Genomic DNA, 16,843 nt, shown 5'->3' with positions numbered 1-16,843 from the left:
GGGGCGGGGGGGGGGGGGGGGGGGGGGGGGGGGGGGGGGGGCGGGGGGGGGGGGGGGGGGGGGGGCCTGCGGGGCCCGGGGGGGCGGGGGCCGCCCCGGGGGGGCGCCCGCCCCGCCTCGCCAGTGTGGATCAGAGGCCGCAGGCCGCGCCGCTGTTCGCCGCGATTTCTCGCGCGGCCTTTGCGCCCTCGACCTGCAGGATCGTCGGCAGCGACACGTTGTTCTTCGCGGCGGTGATCTCGGCGAGGATCGAGATCGCGATTTCCGGCGGCGTCCGGCTGCCGATGTAGATGCCGGCCGGCCCGTGCAGCCGGCCCAGTTCCGCTTCGTTCAGGTCGAACTCGCGCAGCCGCTCGCGCCGCGCCGCGTTGTTGCGCCGCGAGCCGAGCGCACCCACGTAGAACGCGGGTGTCTTCAGCGCCTCCATCAGCGCGAGATCGTCGAGCTTCGGATCGTGCGTGAGCGCGATCACGGCCGAACGCGCATCGAGTTTCATGTCGAGCACCGTATCGTCGGGCATCGTGCGCACGACGCGCGTGCCCGGCACGTCCCACGCATCCGTGTATTCCTCGCGCGGATCGCACACCGTCACCTGGTAGTCGAGCCCGACCGCGATCTGGCACAGATAGCGCGACAACTGGCCGGCGCCGATCACGAGCATCCGGTAGCGCGGCCCGTGGATCGTCACGAGCCGTTCGCCGTCGAACGCGAGCCCGTCGGCCGCCTGCGCGGGCGACAGCGACGCGCGGCCGGTCGCGAGCGTCATCGTGCGCGTGACGAGGCGGCCGGCCTCGACTTCAGCGCACAGCGCGGCAATCCCGCTGTCGCGCGTGAGCGGCTCCAGCACGAGCTGGATCGTGCCGCCGCACGGCAGCCCGAAGCGGTGCGCTTCCTCGGCCGTCACGCCGTACTTGAGCGCTTCCGGGCGCGCATCGGCCGCGATCCCGCTCGCGTGCACACGGGCGATCAGGTCGTCCTCGATGCAGCCGCCGGACACGGAGCCGACCACGAGCCCGTCCTCGCGCACCGCGAGCATCGCGCCTTCGGGGCGCGGCGACGAGCCCCACGTCTTCACGACCGTCACGAGCAGCACGCGGCGCCCTTCTTCGAGCCAGCGCGCGCTGGATTTCAGTACATCGAGATCGACGCTTTCCATCATCTTTTTCCTGTTGCCGGGCAGCCCGCCGGTCCGGGCCGTCGTTCGATGGCGGGATTATGAACCGCCCGGCGTGCGCGTGCAGGCAGCGTGCGATTCATGCGGGCAAATCCGGAGGATCGGGCAAGAGATCGCGACGATCGGACACGATCGCGCGCGGGAACGGCGCGGCGGCGCGTGTCCGGCGGCGGCTGATTCGGCGGGGAAGGGGCGTGCCGCACGAGGCCGGTTACGGCCCGGCGCGGTGTCGCACCGCTGCGCGCGGCGTGCGCGCGCAGCGGCGGAGGTCAGTGCGCGTCGTGGTGACCGTGCGCGAGCTTCGAGTGGTGACGCGAGTACAGGAAGTAGATCACGAGGCCGATCACGAGCCAGATGCCGAACGCGGCCCACGTGACGGGCTGCAGGTTCAGCATCAGGAACAGGCACGATGCGACCGCGAGGATCGGCACCACGGGCACGCCCGGGCAGCGGAACGCGCGCGGCAGGTCGGGGTGCGTGCGGCGCAGCACGAGCACCGCGATCGACACCATCGAGAACGCCGCGAGCGTGCCGATGTTGATCAGCTCGGCGAGCACGTTGAGCGGCACGAGCGCGGCGATCAGCCCGAAGAACAGGCCGACGAGCCAGGTCGTCAGGAACGGCGTCGCGTAGCGCGGATGCACGCGCGACAGCGTCGCCGGCAGCAGCCCGTCGCGCGACATCGCGAAGATCACGCGGGTCTGGCCGTAGCTCATCACGAGGATCACGGTCAGCATGCCGAGCACGGCGCCGAGATCGATGAAGCCCGCGACCCAGTTCTCGCCGGCGGCCTGCAGCGCGTACGAGATCGGGTGCGAGATGTTCGCGTACTGCGCCGACGGCACGATGCCGGTCGCGACCGCGGCGACCGTCACGTACAGCACCGCGCACACCGCGAGCGACGCGATGATGCCGATCGGCAGGTCGCGTTTCGGGTTCTTCACTTCCTCGGCCGCCGACGACACCGCGTCGAAGCCGATGAACGCGAAGAACATCACGGCAGCAGCGCCGAACACGCCGTTCCAGCCGTGCGGCATGAACGGCTTCCAGTTCGCGGGCGTCACGTGGAACAGGCCGACCGCGATCACGAGCAGCACGACCGACACCTTGATGAACACCATGATGTTGTTGATGCGGGTCGACTCGCGGATGCCGATCGACAGCAGCGTCGTGATCACGAGCATCACGAGGAACGCGGGCAGGTTGAACCACGTGACGACGCCCGGCACCGCGCCGGGTGCCGCCGTCAGCACGGTCGGCAGCGACAGCCCGAAGCCCTGCAGCAGCGACTGCAGGTAGCCCGACCAGCCGACCGACACGGCCGATGCCGCGAGGCCGTACTCGAGCATCAGGTCCCAGCCGATGATCCATGCGGCGAGTTCGCCGAGCGTCGCGTACGAATACGTGTAGATCGAGCCGGCGACGGGGATCGTCGACGCGAATTCCGCGTACGACAGCGCCGCGAGGCCGCATGCGATCGCGGCGATCACGAACGACAGCATCAGTGCCGGGCCGGCCTGCACGGCGCCGGTGCCGGTCAGCACGAAGATGCCGGTGCCGATGATCGCGCCGATGCCGAGGAAGGTGAGGTCGATCGCGCCGAGCGCTTTCTTGAGCCCGGCGGCGTGCGCGCCGGCGATCATGCGATCGACGTTTTTCTTGCGGAAGAGGGACATTGCGGATGAATTGCCAGCGCGCGCGAGCGCGGCGGCGCTGACTGAGTGAAAACCCGCAATTTTAGCCGATTTGGCGGACAAGGCCCGCTGCGGCGCAGCGGCGCGCCGCGGAATCGCCCGATAAAACAAGCGCTTGCGCTTGATGCGGGCGGCGGTTGAGAGCGACGCGGCGTGCGCCGCGCCGTTGAATCGTACGAATCCGATGTATCGGGCGAATCCGTTGAATCAGGCGCCGGCCGTGGGCGCCATGTCGACGAGCCGGTTGCTCATCACGTAGAACGTGAGCTCCGCGTTGTTCGACAGCCGCATCTTCTCGAGCAGCCGCGACCGGTACACGCTCACCGTCTTCACGGACAGCGACAGCGTGTTCGCGATGTCGGTGAGCCGCTTGCCCGACGCGAGCATGCAGAGCGTCTGGTATTCGCGGTCGGACAGCTTCTCGTGCGGCAGCGGCTCGTTCTCGAACGACACGTATTCGGCGAGCGCCTCGGCCATCGCGGGGCTCACGTACTTGCGGCCGGCCGCGACCTGCTGGATCGCGCCGATCATCTGCGCGGCGTTGACCGTCTTCGACAGGTAGCCGGCGGCGCCGGCCTTCAGCGCGCGTACCGCGTACTGATCCTCGCGGTACATCGAGAACATCAGCACCGGCGTGCGCGACAGCTTGCGCTTGAGGCGCTTGAGCACCTCGATGCCGTTCGTGTCCGGCAGCGAGATGTCGAGCAGGATCACGTCGAATTCCTGCCGGTCGACGGCCGCCATCGCGTCGCCGCCGGTCTCGGCCTCGGTGACGTCGCGCGCGATGCCGCGGTCGATCAGCAACTGGCGGACCCCTTGCCGGACGATCGCGTGATCGTCCACGAGCAGGATGTTCAGGCTCATGACGACCTCACGAACGCGACGCGCGGCGTGCCGCGACGGGCATCGCGAGCAGCGAATCCCACGCGAAGCGCGCGGTGACGCGCGTGCCGTGGCCGGTTTCCGGCGTGGCCGTGTCGAAGCTGCCGCCGAACGCTTCGCAGCGTGCGCGCATGCCGGCGAGGCCGTAGCCGGTGCGGCGGCGTCGGGCGAAACCGGTGCCATCGTCGGCGACGATCAGCGACAGATGCGTGCCGTCGGTGACGATCCGCACGTCGACCGACGTCGCCCGTGCGTGCTTCGCGACGTTCGACAGCGCTTCCTGCGCGACGCGGAACACCGCGAGCGCGCCGGCGCCGGCGATCTGCGTCAGGCGCGCGTCGGCCGCGCATACGAAGCTGGTGCGCAGGCCGGTGCGCGTCGCATGGCTGTCGACCCACGACGACAGCGCGCCGACCATGCCCGCGTCGAGCGCCGGCGTGTCGCGTTCGTCGATCAGCCGGCGATTCGCGTCGGTCGCGGCGTCGAGCGCCTGCTGGGCGAGCTCCAGCGCGCGCACGCAGCCGTCCGGCGCATCGGCCGGCAGCCACGTTTGAACGTTTGCCAGCGCGAAACGCGCGGCGGTGAGTTCGGCGCCGAGCCCGTCATGCAGCTCGCCGGCCAGATGGCGGCGCGCGGCTTCGTCGGCGGCAAGCAGCTGGGCGGACAGCGCCGCGATGCGCGTGGCGCACGCGTCGCGTATCGACGCGGCTTCGGCAATGGGCGGAGTAGCGGCGCAGCCCTGTACGAACTGCCGCGACGGGAACGGGGCGTGGGCGCCTGAGGGCGCGTTAAGCAACGTATCCATGACTCTCCCTGCTGTCAGAAAGCGGTTCAGACACCGGCTGGCTGCGTGGAACGACTGCCGTTTCGATCACGGTCGCCGTCAGGGAATCGCCCCATGCCAAGGTAACAAAAGTTACATTTTGTAACGATTGCATCCGACCCTCCAACCTCCGTCCGAACGGCAGCCACGCGCGCCGAATAATATCTCAAAAATTCCGAAAAGGTCATGTCGGGCGGACATTTCAGGGTAAATGTGAATAATCGGAATGAAGCTGTTGTAGGAAAAACACTGACACCCAAGCACCGGGCGATGACGTATCCAAATGTAACTATTTGAGATGAGATGGTCCCAGTTTGTTACGAATTCGCCAAGTGGGGACGAAAAAAAACCGGAGCTTTTGCTCCGGTTTTTTGATGCGGCACAAATTTCGGGGCGGATCAGTCCACGAATGCGCGCTCGATCACGTAGTGGCCCGGCGCGCTGTTCTTGCCTTCGACGAGGCCGGCCTGCTTCAGCAGGTCGGTCGTGTCCTTCAGCATCGCGGTGCTGCCGCACAGCATCACGCGGTCGTTTTCCGGCGAGAACGGCGGGACGTCGAGATCCGTGAACAGCTTGCCCGTCGCGATCAGGTCGGTGATCCGGCCTTCGTTGTCGAACGCTTCGCGCGTGACCGTCGGGTAGTAGACGAGCTTTTCCTTGATGATGTCGCCCAGGTACTCGTGGCCCGGCAGGTCGTGCTTGATGTAGTCCATGTACGCGAGCTCGCCCTTCAGGCGGCACGTGTGCGTGAGGATCACCTTGTCGAAGCGGTCGTAGATGTCCGGATCGCGGATGATCGACATGAACGGCGCGAGGCCCGTGCCCGTCGACAGCATCCACAGCGTCTTGCCCGGCAGCAGGTTGTCGGCGACCAGCGTGCCCGTCGGCTTCTTGCCGATCAGCACCGTGTCGCCCACCTTCAGGTGCTGCAGGCGCGACGTCAGCGGGCCGTTCTGCACCTTGATGCTGAAGAATTCGAGGTGCTCTTCGTAGTTCGGGCTGACGATCGAGTAGGCACGCGCGAGCGGCTTGCCGTCGACCTCGAGGCCGACCATCGTGAATTCGCCGTTGTTGAAGCGCAGGCTCGCCTCACGGGTGCAGGTGAAGCTGAAAAGCGTGTCGGTCCAGTGGTGGACGGATTGGACGGTGGCGGTGTCGTATTTGCTCATGGCTTTGAAAACGGACGCGCGTGGCGAACGCGTGTAACGGGCCCAAAAACGGGCAAAAAAACCGAGTGCGACGGCCCGATCGCGGATCGGCCGGCCGGCGCGTCGGACACGCGCCTTCTCGATGACAGACGATTGACGAACTGGTTATTTTACCCTGTTGGCGCTGATCGCGGGCTTGACCCGCGTGGCTGCGCGGATTTGGCGCAACGAATTCTTTCAACTCACTTTCGTCGATCGGCCGCGAATTTCGCGCCGAGGCCGACGAGCGCCACGCCGCGCGGCGCGTCGAGCGGGCGCCGCACGCGCCGGTAGCCGCGCTTGCGGCGGATGGCGATCGGGTCGTTATTGCGGATCGAGGCGCAGGCGCGCGATGTACGGCAGGTGGTCCGACAGCCACGCGGCCTCGCCGGACGGCGCGCGCCATTCGAGCGGCGTCAGGCCGCGCACGAACATCTTGTCGAGCGCGAGCGCCGGCGAGAACGCGGGGAACGTGCGGCCCGATTCGCCGAGCAGCGTCGCGACCTCGGACATCCCGATCTCGCCGAACAGCGCGACCGAATCGTTGCGCCAGTCGTTGAAGTCGCCGGCGAGCATCAGCGGGCCGTCGCCCGCGTTGCGCACGATCCAGTGCGCGATCCAGTGCATCTGGCGCAGCCGCGCGGCGCGCGTGAGCGCGAGGTGCGCGCACAGCAGCGTGACCGGGCGCGCACCCGCGAGCGTCGCGCGCGCGACGAGCAGCCCGCGCCGTTCGAAGCGGTGCGCGGAGATGTCCCAGCGGCCGCCGAGATCGAGCGGATGCGGCGACAGGATCGCGTTGCCGTGCCGCCACGACGGCTTGAACACGTTCGGCCCGAGCGCGATCTGCCAGTCGAGCGCATGCGCGATCTCGGTGGCCTGGCAGTGCCACACGTCGTCGACGGCGTCGTCCATCGGCGCGCCGAAGCCGGGTGCGAGCATGGGGCGCGGCATGCGGCGCGCCATCGCTTCCTGCAGGAAATACACGTCGGCGTGCGTCGACTGCATCCAGTTGCGCATCGCATTCCACGCGGTGAAGCCGAGCGGCGAGCGGCCCTTGTGCAGGTTCCAGCTGACCGCGGTGATTTCGTCGGGTGCGGCGTGCGGTTCGGCGAACGGCAGGGACAGGGCGTCGGCGGACATGATGCTCAGTCCTTCGCGACGTGCGCGCGCACGCGGTACACGAGGTGGGGATGCTGCTCGACGAGCGTCCAGTCGGTCCATGCGTCGCTGCCGACCGACAGGCCGGGGTGGCTTGCGACGATCTGCCGCGGCGACGCGGGTACGCACGGATCGCCGCGCGTCGCGTTTTCGTCGTCGAGCGTTTCCTGCACGTCGAGCGCGAGCGACACCGTGTTCGCGCCGGTGTCGACGGTGAGCGGCGCGACCGTCACCGAGCGCGAGCGCTCGGTCGGCACGACGCGCGCGGCATTGCCGCAGCCGACCGGCACGGCGGACGGATAACGGTGGGTATCGGTGCGGGTCTGACCCACGGTGGTGCGCTGCTGGAACGTGTCGATCGTCTGACCGTCGCGCACTACCTGGATCTCCCATGCGACGGAGGCTGGTGCGGGGCTCTGCGCATGGGCGGCGAGCGCGACGCTCGCGAGCAGGACGGCCAGGCCGTGTTTCAGCATGAAACGTCTCCGGAAACGCGGGATAGCGGGGAACGGACGCACATCTTACGCCCGATCGATTTCGATCGGGATGTGACAGGACGCGCCGCGACAGGTTCGCCGCGCAATACGGTCCTGTCCGAAAGGTAGGTGCGCGTCACGCGTTTTCAAGCGAAAAAGCGCGCGAATTCGGCGACGGGCGCGCGCTCGGTGACGAGGCGGTTCTCGATCGCGTCGGGGTCCGCGTGGCCGAGCGACATGCCGCAGACGAATTGTTCGTTGGCGGGAATGCCGAGATGTTCGGCGACGATCCGGTGAAACGGCACGAACGCGGCTTGCGGGCAGGTATCGAGCCCGCGTGCGCGCGCGGCCGTCATCACGCCTTGCAGGAACATCCCGCAATCGAGCCACGCGCCGTACGTCATCACGCGATCGAGCGTGAAGAACAACGCGACCGGCGCATCGAAGAAGCGGAAATTGCGCGCGTGCTGCGCGTGCATGCGCGCCTTCTCGTCGCGGCCGATGTTCAACAGCCCGTACAGGTCCCAGCCGACCTTGCGGCGCCGGTCGAGATACGGCGACACCCATTCGCGCGGGTAGTAGTCGTACTCGGCGACGTATTTCTCGTCGCGCGCGGGATCGTCGTGGGCCGCGGTCAGCGCGGCGGCGAGCGCATCGCGCGTGGCGCCCGTCGCGACGTACACGCGCCACGGCTGGATGTTGGTGCCCGACGGCGCGCGGCTCGCGGCTTCGAGGATCGCCTCGAGCGTGTCGCGCGGCACGGGCGTCGGCAGGAACGCACGGATCGCGCGGCGCGACGTCAGCGCCGCGTCGACGGCGCCGATCGCATCGGCATCGATGCGCGGGGAAGCGGTGGGGGCGGACATCGGCATACCTTCGGGACGGGGCGCGCCGCGCCGCGCCGCGCCGCGCGGGCGCCGTCGGCGAAGCCTTGAGGCGGGTGGGTGAACCGACGATCATACGCCGCGCCGCGCAGCCGTGCAGCGCGCGCCGGGTGTTAGCAGCAGACTCGTTCGGCTGCTTGCTTGCGCGCGGATACGGGCCCGCTACACTGAAATCGTAAGGGTCTGATGGTTGTGCGACAGCAAGCGGCAGCGAGGTTGGTATGACGACGGCGATGGTGAAACAGGAACTGGCGGTGGCGTCCTTCAGCACGGTGTACGACCTCGAGCAGGTCGAGACGGCGCTGAGCGACCTGAACGAGAGCGCGAGCGACGCATTGCGCGCCACCTACGAAAGGATGCTCAAGACGGGGAATCTGCGCTTTTGCGTGAAGCCGAACCGGATGCCGTCGTTCGACGCGCTCGGCGACGCGCTGCCCAATTTCACCGAACCGCTCGACGACGTGCGCAAGCAGGTCGCGCTGTGCCTCGAAACGGACGACCGGCTCGAGCTGATGCCGATCCTGCTGCTCGGGCCGCCCGGCATCGGCAAGACGCATTTCGCGAAGGCGCTCGCGCAACTGCTCGGCACCGCGTACCACTACGTGCCGATGAGTTCGCTGACGGCCGGCTGGATCCTGTCGGGCGCGTCGTCGCAATGGAAGAACGCGAAGCCCGGCAAGGTGTTCGATGCGCTCGTGAACGGCAGCTACGCGAACCCGGTGATCGCGGTCGACGAGATCGACAAGGCCGGCAGCGATGCGCAATACGATCCGCTCGGCGCGCTGTATGCGTTGCTCGAGCACGACACCGCGCGTGCGTTCGTCGACGAATTCGCGGAAGTGCCGATCGATGCGGGCAACGTGATCTGGGTCGCGACCGCGAACGAAGCGCAGGCGATTCCGGAGCCGCTGCTCAACCGGATGAACGTGTACGAGATCGCGCCGCCCGATGCGGCCGGTGCGCGCCGGATCGCGCAGACGATCTACGACGAGATCCGCACGTCGCACGCATGGGGGCGGCGCTTCCCCGACACGCTCGGCGACGACGCGCTCGACGTGCTGGCCGCGACGCCGCCGCGCACGATGCGCCGCGCGCTGCTGCATGCATTCGGCGCCGCGCGGCTCGACGGCCGCGATGCAATCGGCCCGCACGACATCCGTGCCGACGAGGGCGCCGCGAAGCGCAGGCCGATCGGCTTCTGAACCGGCGGCGCGCACGGCTGCGGCATGTGCGCGCCGAGTCGTGCGCGGTGTCGTCGCGACGCGGCATACATGCTTTCGGCAGGCTTGCGAACCGGGACGTACAATTCTCTTCTCTCCCCTCGACGCGTTAGCAGCGCGAAACGTCATGGAGCAGATGGATTGCGTAGTGATCGGCGCGGGCGTCGTCGGCCTTGCGATTGCACGCGAACTGGCCGCGCGCGGGCGGGAAACACTCGTGCTCGAGGCCGCCGACGCGATCGGCACGGGCACGAGCTCGCGCAACAGCGAAGTGATCCACGCGGGGCTCTACTATCCGCGCGGTTCGCTGAAGGCGATGTCGTGCGTGCGCGGCCGCGATCTGCTGTACGAATTCTGCGACACGCATCACGTGCCGTACCGGCGCGCGGGCAAGCTGCTGGTCGCGACGAGCGTCGCGCAGGTGAAGCAGTTGAAGGCGATCGCCGCGCGCGCCGCCGAAAACGGCGTGCTCGACCTGCTGCCGCTCACGCGCGCCGAGGCGCAGACACTCGAGCCCGCGCTCGAATGCGTGGAAGCGCTGTTCTCGCCGTCCACCGGCATCGTCGACAGCCACCAGCTGATGCTCGCGCTGCTCGGCGCCGCGGAACGCGACGGCGCCGTGTGCGCGCTGAAATCCCCGGTCGAGTCGATCGACGTGCTGCGCGGCGGGCGCTTCGTCGTGCGCACGGGCGGCGACACGCCCGCCGAGATCGAGGCCGCCTGCGTGATCAACAGCGCAGGCCTCGGTGCGCAGGCGCTCGCGCGCCGCACGCGCGGCCTCGACCCGCACTGGGTGCCGCCGCTCTATCTCGCGCGCGGCAATTATTTCAGCCTGTCGGGCCGTGCGCCGTTCTCGCATCTCGTGTACCCGATGCCCGACCGCGCGGGGCTCGGCGTGCACCTGACGTTCGACCTTGCCGGGCAGGCACGCTTCGGGCCGGACGTCGAATGGGTCGATGCGCTGCGCTACGAAGTCGATCCGGCGCGCGCCCCCGCGTTCTACACGTCGATTCGCGCGTTCTGGCCGGGCCTGCCCGACGGTGCGCTGCAGCCGGCATACGCGGGTATCCGGCCGAAGGTCGCGGGGCCCGGCGAGCCGCCGGCCGACTTCATCGTGCAGGGCGCCGCGCAGCACGGCGTGCGCGGGCTCGTGAACCTGTTCGGCATCGAGTCGCCGGGGCTCACCGCGTCGCTCGCGCTCGCGCAGCGTGTCGGCGACATGGCCGCATACGGTTGACGCAAGCGCGCACGCGTGGGCCGTGTGAAATCCCTTATCTCCGGCATTTCGGCGCGCACATTTATTCGCTTGAGCGTTATTCTGTCGAACGGCTGTCGCCAGAACAGCTTTCAAACCGATAACGTTGGAGCGAGTCCCCCATGAAAACATCCCGTCGGAGTTTCCTGATTACGAGCGTTGGCGTCGTGTCTGCGCTGGCGCTGTCGCGTGAAGCGCTGGCCGATGCGCCGATGCTGTCGGAAACCGATCCGACCGCGGTGGCGCTCGGCTACAAGGCCGATGCCACGAAGGTCGACAAGACGAAGTACCCGAAATACGCAGCGGGCCAGGATTGCGCGGCCTGCATGCTGTACCAGGGCAAGAAGGGCTCGGCTTCGGGCCCGTGCGGCGCGTTCCCCGGCAAGCAGGTGTCGGCGAAGGGCTGGTGCAGCGCCTTCTCGAAGATGGGTTGAGGTCCGTGCGGCATCGTGCGATGCCGCAATGTGGCGAAAACCGCAAAACGCCCGCCATCGAAAGACGGCGGGCGTTTTTATTGCTTGAAAACGGTTCCGTACAGGCGGCCTCGTTGCGTACACAAAGGGCAGGTCGATGCAGGCCCGAAGCGTTTTGCCAGGGACGAGGGGCGGTTCGACCGTCTCTTTGGCGTGTCTCGCATGACTTATGGAAGCTGCGTCAGGATTCGATCGTAAAGAGAAGGTGGGAGATTGATCGTCTTGAGGACATCGCCCTCCGGATAGGTCAATGAGTCCTTTGTCCAAGTCAGGCTGACGAGGACCCCCGACGTGTCCCGGTAGGTTCGCTCGGCAAGAAGCCGCATATTGTCTTTGCCATACAGCCTCAGAATGATCGTATCTCTGAAGTAGCAGTATTTCGCGACATAGCGACCGTCAGGAGAGTATTCGGTCACCCGATCCCGCGGGCTGCAGGCCGCACGCAATCGCGCGTCCTGCCAGTAACGCCATGCAATACCGAGCATGATCAGGGCAGCGAGGGTGACGACGATGCGTCGGATCGAGACGCAGAGCATTTGCCTGGCTCGCTGCGGTCGGCCGCCGTGACCCGACCAGATGAAGCGTAGCGCACGAATCATCGAGATCGATGCAATCGCGATAACGATGCTCGCCAACAACAGGACGAGCGTTCCGATACTTGCGGATTCTCCGGCGGTACTCACGAAAAAACGATCTCGATGGGTTGGGGGAGGGTTACGCAGCGGTAGTCAGAGAAGATAATGAAGTCGCCGCCGCGCCGATGCCGTTGCTGCCACTCGCGAAACGACTTGTTTCTGACCGGATAGTAGATGTTGTCTCGAGATCGCTTGCCTTCGACGACCACGGGATAGTCCAGCCAGGGAAGGCTGGCAATTCCGGCTGCGCCCGCTGCGGGGACGAGGACGACACGCTTGTGGTTCCAATGCCCGAGATATTGCGACTGATTGTCGCTCTTGTCGGAAAACGTATAGTTGTCGCGCACGTAAAGGTAAATCGATGTGACTGTTGCGCGACGTGCCTCCCGGTTGAATTCGGCATACGCGACTGCCGCATAGATATTGAACGACCCCAGTGCTCCCGTCAGGTCATCCGGGATTCCACTGTTGGTCAGGCGCTTCAGGATGAACTCGTCGAGTTTTTGATCGAACGTACTTTCAACGCCTGCGAACTGGAACTGGAAGCGGTTGTGCAATTCCACGAGGTTTCCATTACAAAGCGACAACGCATCGATCGTCGCGTCCGGGGTTCGGACACGAGACAGGCACTTGCGAAGCGCTTCGACGGCTCTGGGGGTGGTCAACCGCTGCCTTTGTTGAAGTGCCAAATATTGCACCTTTGCACGAGGGTAGTTGAGAATCCATTCGAGCTTGATGGACCTCATGTCGTACATGTCGGCTGGATAAGGCTGGCCGTCCTGATTGATGCATAGTGCCTCGTCCTTGTCGGTCGGTGAATAATTCAGCGCTCCGGCAAACCACCGTTCCATCAGCCGCGCGGATACCGGCATCGAGAGTTTCCGCATCGCGCCGGGGATCTCCTGGATATCCAGCGGTGCGATTGCTTGTTTCTTTTCGCGCTCTGCTGTCGGTGCGGGTTCGGAATGTTTCGGCGCGTCTGGCGTGTCAAGCCACTTTTTGAATCGCGCGAGCGCTTCTGCAACGGGCAGAAGATCGTCGAGCGATTTGTTCACGCGATCCTTGTGAGTCAGGCGCTTGACGGACCGCCGGGCGGGTTCGGGGGGCGCCGGCAAGGGCGGCGGTGCCTGGTCCATCGACAGCTTGGTTTCGCGAACGATTTCGCAGCCGTCGATGCCTTCGCATCGAGCCCATTTCCACAGCAGCCTATTTGCCATGTAGTAGGGAATCTTGTTGTTGCTCACGGCGGTGTCCGAGAAAGGTATGTTGCGACAGACCCACGTTCCGGCGCTCGGCCGGATGCCATGCGATCTGACGAGGCGGAACGGCATCGGGTGAAAGTTAATGGAAAGAAATAGGGCGGGAAATAAGACAAAGTCGAAAGTGCAACCGTCCCAACGCGAATGACGTGCAAGGCGAACGGGTGGCGTCGCTGGGCCCGTGTCCTCGGTGTAGCGCCTACACGGCATCGTGCGATGCCGCAATGTGGCGAAAACCGCAAAACGCCCGCCATCGAAAGACGGCGGGCGTTTTTATTGCTTGAAAACGGTTCCGTCGCTTTCTACACTCGCTGCAAACCAGCGCGCCGCGGCACACTGCGCCGCGCCACCCGACACGGCGAATTCACGAGGACGAGGCACGCATGGCGACGATTGCGAATTCAACGAAAACGATCCGGCCCGAGCGTGCGCTGAACCGGCGCGCGGTCGTGGCCGCCGTGATCGGCAACGCGCTCGAGTGGTACGACTTCACGGTATTCGGCTTCATGACGGTCGTGATCGCCGAGCTGTTCTTCCCGACCTCCAGCGAATACTCGTCGCTGCTGCTGACCACCGCGACGTTCGGCGTCGCGTTCTTCATGCGCCCGATCGGCGGCATCGTATTCGGGCTGTACGCGGACCGTGCCGGCCGCAAGGCCGCGCTGTCGCTCGTGATCCTGCTGATGACGTTCGGCATCTTCCTGCTCGCGATCGCGCCGCCCTATGCGGCGATCGGCATCGGCGGCCCGCTCCTGATCGTGCTCGGCCGCCTGCTGCAGGGCTTCTCCGCGGGCGGCGAATTCGGCAGCGCGACGGCGCTGCTGATCGAGGCCGCGCCGTTCTCGAAACGCGGTTTCTACGGCAGCTGGCAGATGGCGAGCCAGGCGGCCGCGCTGCTGATCGGCGCGCTCGTCGGCGCGGCCGTCACGCGCGGGCTGTCGCACGACGCGCTGCACAGCTGGGGCTGGCGCGTGCCGTTCGTCCTCGGGCTCGTGATCGGCCCGATCGGCTTCTATATCCGCCGCCATCTCGCCGATTCCGAAGCATTCCTGCATGCGCAGCAGAGCGCGCGCCGCGCGACGCTCGGCGAAGTGTTCACGCGCCATCCGCGCGAGGTGCTGTGCGGGCTCGGCTCGGTGATCGCGCTGACGGTGACGATCTACGTGCTGATCAGCTATCTGCCGACCTTCGCGGTGAAGCAACTGAAGCTGCCGTACTCGGAATCGTTCTACGCGGTGATCGTCGGCAACCTGCTGCTGATGGTGCTGTCGCCGGTCGCGGGCGCGTGGTCGGACCGCATCGGCCGCAAGGGGCTGTCGCTGTGGTCGCTCGCGCTGACGCTCGTGCTGATGTATCCGCTGTTCGCGTGGCTCGACGCGGCGCCGAGCATCGGGCGGCTGATCGCGGTGCAGGCCGTGCTGTCGGTGACGCTCGCAGGCTATTACGGGCCGTTCGGCGCAATGATCGCCGAGTTGTTCCCGGCCAACGTGCGCTCGACCGGGCTGTCGATCGCATACAACGTCGCGGTGATGCTGTTCGGCGGCTTCGGGCAGTTCATCGTCACGTGGCTGATCAAGGTGACCGGTACGCCGCTGGCGCCGACCTACTATGTGATGGCCGGGCTCGCGCTGTCGATCGTCGCGGTCGCGTTCGTGCCCGCGCGCAGCGCCGACCTCGACGCGCCGGCATGACGGCATGACAGGAAGAAGACTGTCATCGAATCATTTCGCAAAACGCAATGATGTGCGGCCGGACACGGAAAACCGCGCGCCGAACCTTCGCATTCGCGCCCGAATTGTTTAGTTGTCGAACGAAACGTGCGCGGGATGAACGGAACTGTCGCTCGCGCGCGTTTTCGCATTTTTTATCCGTGCAAGACATCGGCAAAAACCCGTGCGGGCGCGTCTAGAAGAGTTTTTTCTCCAGCTTGTTGCAAAATCGCTAGCTCAAGTAATATCCGCGTACGCCGGACCCTGGCGGGACCGGTTCCGATCTGGAGACCTGGAGGAAACATGGAATACAACCGTCTGTTGCACACCCTGCGTGTTACCGCCATTGCAGGCGTGGCAGCGGCATCGCTCGGCATCGCGGGTTCTGCATTCGCACAGATCCCGAACAAAACGCTCGTCTACTGCTCAGAAGGCAGCCCGGCGGGTTTCGATTCCGCGCAATTTACGACCGGCGTCGATTTCACCGCCGCCACGTTCACCGTCTACAACCGTCTCGTCGAATTCGAGCGCGGCGGCACCAAGGTCGAGCCGGGCCTCGCCGAGAAGTGGGACGTGTCGTCCGACGGCAAGGTGTACACGTTCCACCTGCGCCATGGCGTGAAGTTCCACACGACCGACTTCTTCAAGCCGACGCGCGAATTCAACGCGGACGACGTGCTGTTCACGTTCGAGCGCATGCTCGACCCGAACCAGCCGTTCCGCAAGGCGTATCCGGTGTCGTTCCCGTACTTCACCGACATGGGCCTCGACAAGCTGATCACGAAGGTCGAGAAGGTCGATCCGTACACCGTGAAGTTCACGCTGTCCGAGCCGAACGCGCCGTTTATCCAGAACATGGCGATGGAATTCGCGTCGATCCTGTCGGCCGAATACGGCGACCAGCTGATGAAGGCCGGCAAGGCCGCCGACATCAACCAGAAGCCGGTCGGCACGGGCCCGTTCGTCTTCCGCAGCTACACGAAGGACGCGACGATCCGATTCGACGGCAATCCTGATTACTGGAAGAAGGGCGAAGTGAAGCTGTCGAAGCTGATCTTCTCGATCACGCCGGATCCGGGCGTGCGCGTGCAGAAGATCAAGCGCAACGAATGCCAGGTGATGAGCTATCCGCGCCCGGCCGACATCGCGACGCTGAAGGCCGATTCGAACGTCGACATGCCGTCGCAGGCGGGCTTCAACCTCGGCTATCTCGCGTACAACGTCGAGCACAAGCCGGTCGACAAGCTCGAAGTGCGTCAGGCGCTCGACATGGCGATCAACAAGAAGGCGATCCTCGAATCCGTCTACCAGGGTGCGGGCCAGGCGGCCGGCGCGCCGATGCCGCCGACCCAATGGTCGTACGACAAGAACCTGAAGATGGCCGCGTACGACACCGCGAAGGCGAAGGCGCTGCTCGCGAAGGCCGGTTATGCGAACGGTTTCGAGATCACGCTGTGGGCGATGCCCGTGCAGCGCGCGTACAACCCGAACGCCCGCCTGATGGCCGAGATGATCCAGGCCGACTGGGCGAAGATCGGCGTGAAGGCGAAGATCGTCACGTACGAGTGGGGCGAGTACATCAAGCGCGCGCACGGCGGCGAGCAGGACACGATGCTGATCGGCTGGACGGGCGACAACGGCGATCCGGACAACTGGCTCGGCACGCTGCTCGGCTGCGAGGCGATCAAGGGCAACAACTTCTCGCACTGGTGCTACAAGCCGTTCGACGAGCTGGTCCAGAAGGGCCGCACGACGACGGGCCAGGACGCGCGCACGAAGCTCTACACGCAGGCTCAGCAGATCTTCGCGCAACAGCTGCCGTTCTCGCCGATCGCGAACTCGACGGTCTACCAGCCGGTGCGCAAGAACGTGGTCGACATGCGCATCGAGCCGCTCGGCTATGCGCGCTTCGACGGCGTCGGCGTGAAGTAATACGACCGGCGTAAGCTGTCGTCCTTGAGAAGACCGGCTTGAAATCATCCGGCGGCGGGAGGCCAAAAGCCCCCCGTCGCCG

The 16,843-nt window shown here is 66.1% G+C and carries 15 protein-coding genes and 1 pseudogene; 5 read left to right on the top strand and 11 right to left on the bottom strand.

Annotation, left to right across the window (positions count from 1 at the left end; all coding sequences use genetic code 11):
- Positions 1-130: 130 nt before the first annotated feature.
- From ACNQQL_RS30460 to ACNQQL_RS30420, 9 genes and pseudogenes are all read right to left on the bottom strand, one after another.
- Positions 131-1,156 carry an XdhC family protein gene (locus tag ACNQQL_RS30460; protein ID WP_034179299.1) on the bottom strand — a complete coding sequence of 342 codons (1,026 nt, stop codon included), beginning with the start codon at positions 1,154-1,156 and terminating at the stop codon, positions 131-133.
- 287 nt (positions 1,157-1,443) lie between these two features.
- Positions 1,444-2,850: an amino acid permease gene (locus ACNQQL_RS30455; protein WP_347067856.1), complete on the bottom strand. Its 1,407-nt coding sequence runs from the start codon at positions 2,848-2,850 to the stop codon at positions 1,444-1,446.
- Positions 2,851-3,075: 225 nt separating this feature from the next.
- Complete coding sequence (gene rqpR / locus ACNQQL_RS30450) at positions 3,076-3,732, bottom strand: response regulator transcription factor RqpR (protein WP_072437568.1); 657 nt, start codon at positions 3,730-3,732, stop codon at positions 3,076-3,078.
- A gap of 7 nt (positions 3,733-3,739) precedes the next feature.
- Positions 3,740-4,555 carry a quorum system sensor histidine kinase RqpS gene (gene rqpS, locus ACNQQL_RS30445; RefSeq protein WP_347067854.1) on the bottom strand — a complete coding sequence of 272 codons (816 nt, stop codon included), beginning with the start codon at positions 4,553-4,555 and terminating at the stop codon, positions 3,740-3,742.
- A 416-nt stretch (positions 4,556-4,971) separates the two neighbouring features.
- Positions 4,972-5,742 (bottom strand): ferredoxin--NADP reductase, encoded by a 771-nt coding sequence (locus ACNQQL_RS30440; RefSeq protein ID WP_034179295.1) that lies wholly within the window; start codon positions 5,740-5,742, stop codon positions 4,972-4,974.
- Between the two features lie 221 nt (positions 5,743-5,963).
- Positions 5,964-6,068: pseudogene (locus ACNQQL_RS30435) on the bottom strand (LysE family translocator); the annotation flags it as partial.
- Positions 6,069-6,084: 16 nt separating this feature from the next.
- Positions 6,085-6,900 (bottom strand): endonuclease/exonuclease/phosphatase family protein, encoded by an 816-nt coding sequence (locus ACNQQL_RS30430; protein WP_072437566.1) that lies wholly within the window; start codon positions 6,898-6,900, stop codon positions 6,085-6,087.
- A gap of 5 nt (positions 6,901-6,905) precedes the next feature.
- Positions 6,906-7,394 carry a hypothetical protein gene (locus ACNQQL_RS30425; protein WP_072437565.1) on the bottom strand — a complete coding sequence of 163 codons (489 nt, stop codon included), beginning with the start codon at positions 7,392-7,394 and terminating at the stop codon, positions 6,906-6,908.
- Positions 7,395-7,540: 146 nt separating this feature from the next.
- The gene (locus ACNQQL_RS30420; protein ID WP_072437564.1) at positions 7,541-8,260 is read right to left on the bottom strand and encodes a nitroreductase; all 720 of its coding nucleotides are present in this window, start codon (positions 8,258-8,260) and stop codon (positions 7,541-7,543) included.
- Positions 8,261-8,499: 239 nt separating this feature from the next.
- Between ACNQQL_RS30420 and ACNQQL_RS30415 the strand changes: the two genes are divergently transcribed.
- From ACNQQL_RS30415 to ACNQQL_RS30405, 3 genes are all read left to right on the top strand, one after another.
- Entirely contained in the window at positions 8,500-9,480 is a 981-nt protein-coding gene (locus tag ACNQQL_RS30415) for an AAA family ATPase (RefSeq protein WP_034179292.1), read from the top strand.
- A 145-nt stretch (positions 9,481-9,625) separates the two neighbouring features.
- Positions 9,626-10,735: an NAD(P)/FAD-dependent oxidoreductase gene (locus ACNQQL_RS30410; protein WP_347067850.1), complete on the top strand. Its 1,110-nt coding sequence runs from the start codon at positions 9,626-9,628 to the stop codon at positions 10,733-10,735.
- Between the two features lie 140 nt (positions 10,736-10,875).
- The gene (locus ACNQQL_RS30405; protein ID WP_048248305.1) at positions 10,876-11,187 is read left to right on the top strand and encodes a high-potential iron-sulfur protein; all 312 of its coding nucleotides are present in this window, start codon (positions 10,876-10,878) and stop codon (positions 11,185-11,187) included.
- A gap of 206 nt (positions 11,188-11,393) precedes the next feature.
- Here the strand turns inward: ACNQQL_RS30405 and ACNQQL_RS30400 are convergent, their stop codons facing one another.
- Both ACNQQL_RS30400 and ACNQQL_RS30395 read right to left on the bottom strand, forming a co-directional pair.
- A complete protein-coding gene (locus tag ACNQQL_RS30400) occupies positions 11,394-11,909 on the bottom strand; it encodes a hypothetical protein (protein WP_347067848.1) in 516 nt (171 codons plus the stop codon).
- A complete protein-coding gene (locus ACNQQL_RS30395; RefSeq protein WP_347067846.1) occupies positions 11,906-13,105 on the bottom strand; it encodes a DUF6402 family protein in 1,200 nt (399 codons plus the stop codon). Before ACNQQL_RS30395 ends, ACNQQL_RS30400 begins: the two co-directional genes overlap by 4 nt.
- Positions 13,106-13,503: 398 nt before the next feature.
- Between ACNQQL_RS30395 and ACNQQL_RS30390 the strand changes: the two genes are divergently transcribed.
- Positions 13,504-14,811, top strand: a complete 1,308-nt coding sequence (locus ACNQQL_RS30390; RefSeq protein ID WP_072437559.1) for an MFS transporter — start codon at positions 13,504-13,506, stop codon at positions 14,809-14,811.
- A gap of 321 nt (positions 14,812-15,132) precedes the next feature.
- Positions 15,133-16,761, top strand: coding sequence for an ABC transporter substrate-binding protein (locus ACNQQL_RS30385; protein ID WP_072437558.1), 1,629 nt, complete (start codon positions 15,133-15,135; stop codon positions 16,759-16,761).
- The last annotated feature ends 82 nt before the right edge of the window (positions 16,762-16,843 follow it).

Source organism: Burkholderia sp. LFS061, assembly GCF_047978125.1.
GTDB classification, from domain to species: domain Bacteria; phylum Pseudomonadota; class Gammaproteobacteria; order Burkholderiales; family Burkholderiaceae; genus Burkholderia; species Burkholderia pyrrocinia_C.
The sequence above is the reverse complement of the archived record's forward strand: the minus strand, read 5'-3'. Positions and strand labels throughout refer to the sequence as shown.

What these genes read in the sequence shown, in the direction of transcription:
- ACNQQL_RS30460 (WP_034179299.1), bottom strand. Translation starts at nt 1,156, where the DNA reads ATGGAAAGCGTCGATCTCGATGTACTGAAATCCAGCGCGCGCTGGCTC.
- ACNQQL_RS30410 (WP_347067850.1), top strand. Translation starts at nt 9,626, where the DNA reads ATGGAGCAGATGGATTGCGTAGTGATCGGCGCGGGCGTCGTCGGCCTT.
- ACNQQL_RS30390 (WP_072437559.1), top strand. Translation starts at nt 13,504, where the DNA reads ATGGCGACGATTGCGAATTCAACGAAAACGATCCGGCCCGAGCGTGCG.
- ACNQQL_RS30440 (WP_034179295.1), bottom strand. Translation starts at nt 5,742, where the DNA reads ATGAGCAAATACGACACCGCCACCGTCCAATCCGTCCACCACTGGACC.
- rqpR (WP_072437568.1), bottom strand. Translation starts at nt 3,732, where the DNA reads ATGAGCCTGAACATCCTGCTCGTGGACGATCACGCGATCGTCCGGCAA.
- ACNQQL_RS30455 (WP_347067856.1), bottom strand. Translation starts at nt 2,850, where the DNA reads ATGTCCCTCTTCCGCAAGAAAAACGTCGATCGCATGATCGCCGGCGCG.
- ACNQQL_RS30425 (WP_072437565.1), bottom strand. Translation starts at nt 7,394, where the DNA reads ATGCTGAAACACGGCCTGGCCGTCCTGCTCGCGAGCGTCGCGCTCGCC.
- ACNQQL_RS30415 (WP_034179292.1), top strand. Translation starts at nt 8,500, where the DNA reads ATGACGACGGCGATGGTGAAACAGGAACTGGCGGTGGCGTCCTTCAGC.
- ACNQQL_RS30430 (WP_072437566.1), bottom strand. Translation starts at nt 6,900, where the DNA reads ATGTCCGCCGACGCCCTGTCCCTGCCGTTCGCCGAACCGCACGCCGCA.
- rqpS (WP_347067854.1), bottom strand. Translation starts at nt 4,555, where the DNA reads ATGGATACGTTGCTTAACGCGCCCTCAGGCGCCCACGCCCCGTTCCCG.
- ACNQQL_RS30420 (WP_072437564.1), bottom strand. Translation starts at nt 8,260, where the DNA reads ATGTCCGCCCCCACCGCTTCCCCGCGCATCGATGCCGATGCGATCGGC.
- ACNQQL_RS30405 (WP_048248305.1), top strand. Translation starts at nt 10,876, where the DNA reads ATGAAAACATCCCGTCGGAGTTTCCTGATTACGAGCGTTGGCGTCGTG.
- ACNQQL_RS30385 (WP_072437558.1), top strand. Translation starts at nt 15,133, where the DNA reads ATGGAATACAACCGTCTGTTGCACACCCTGCGTGTTACCGCCATTGCA.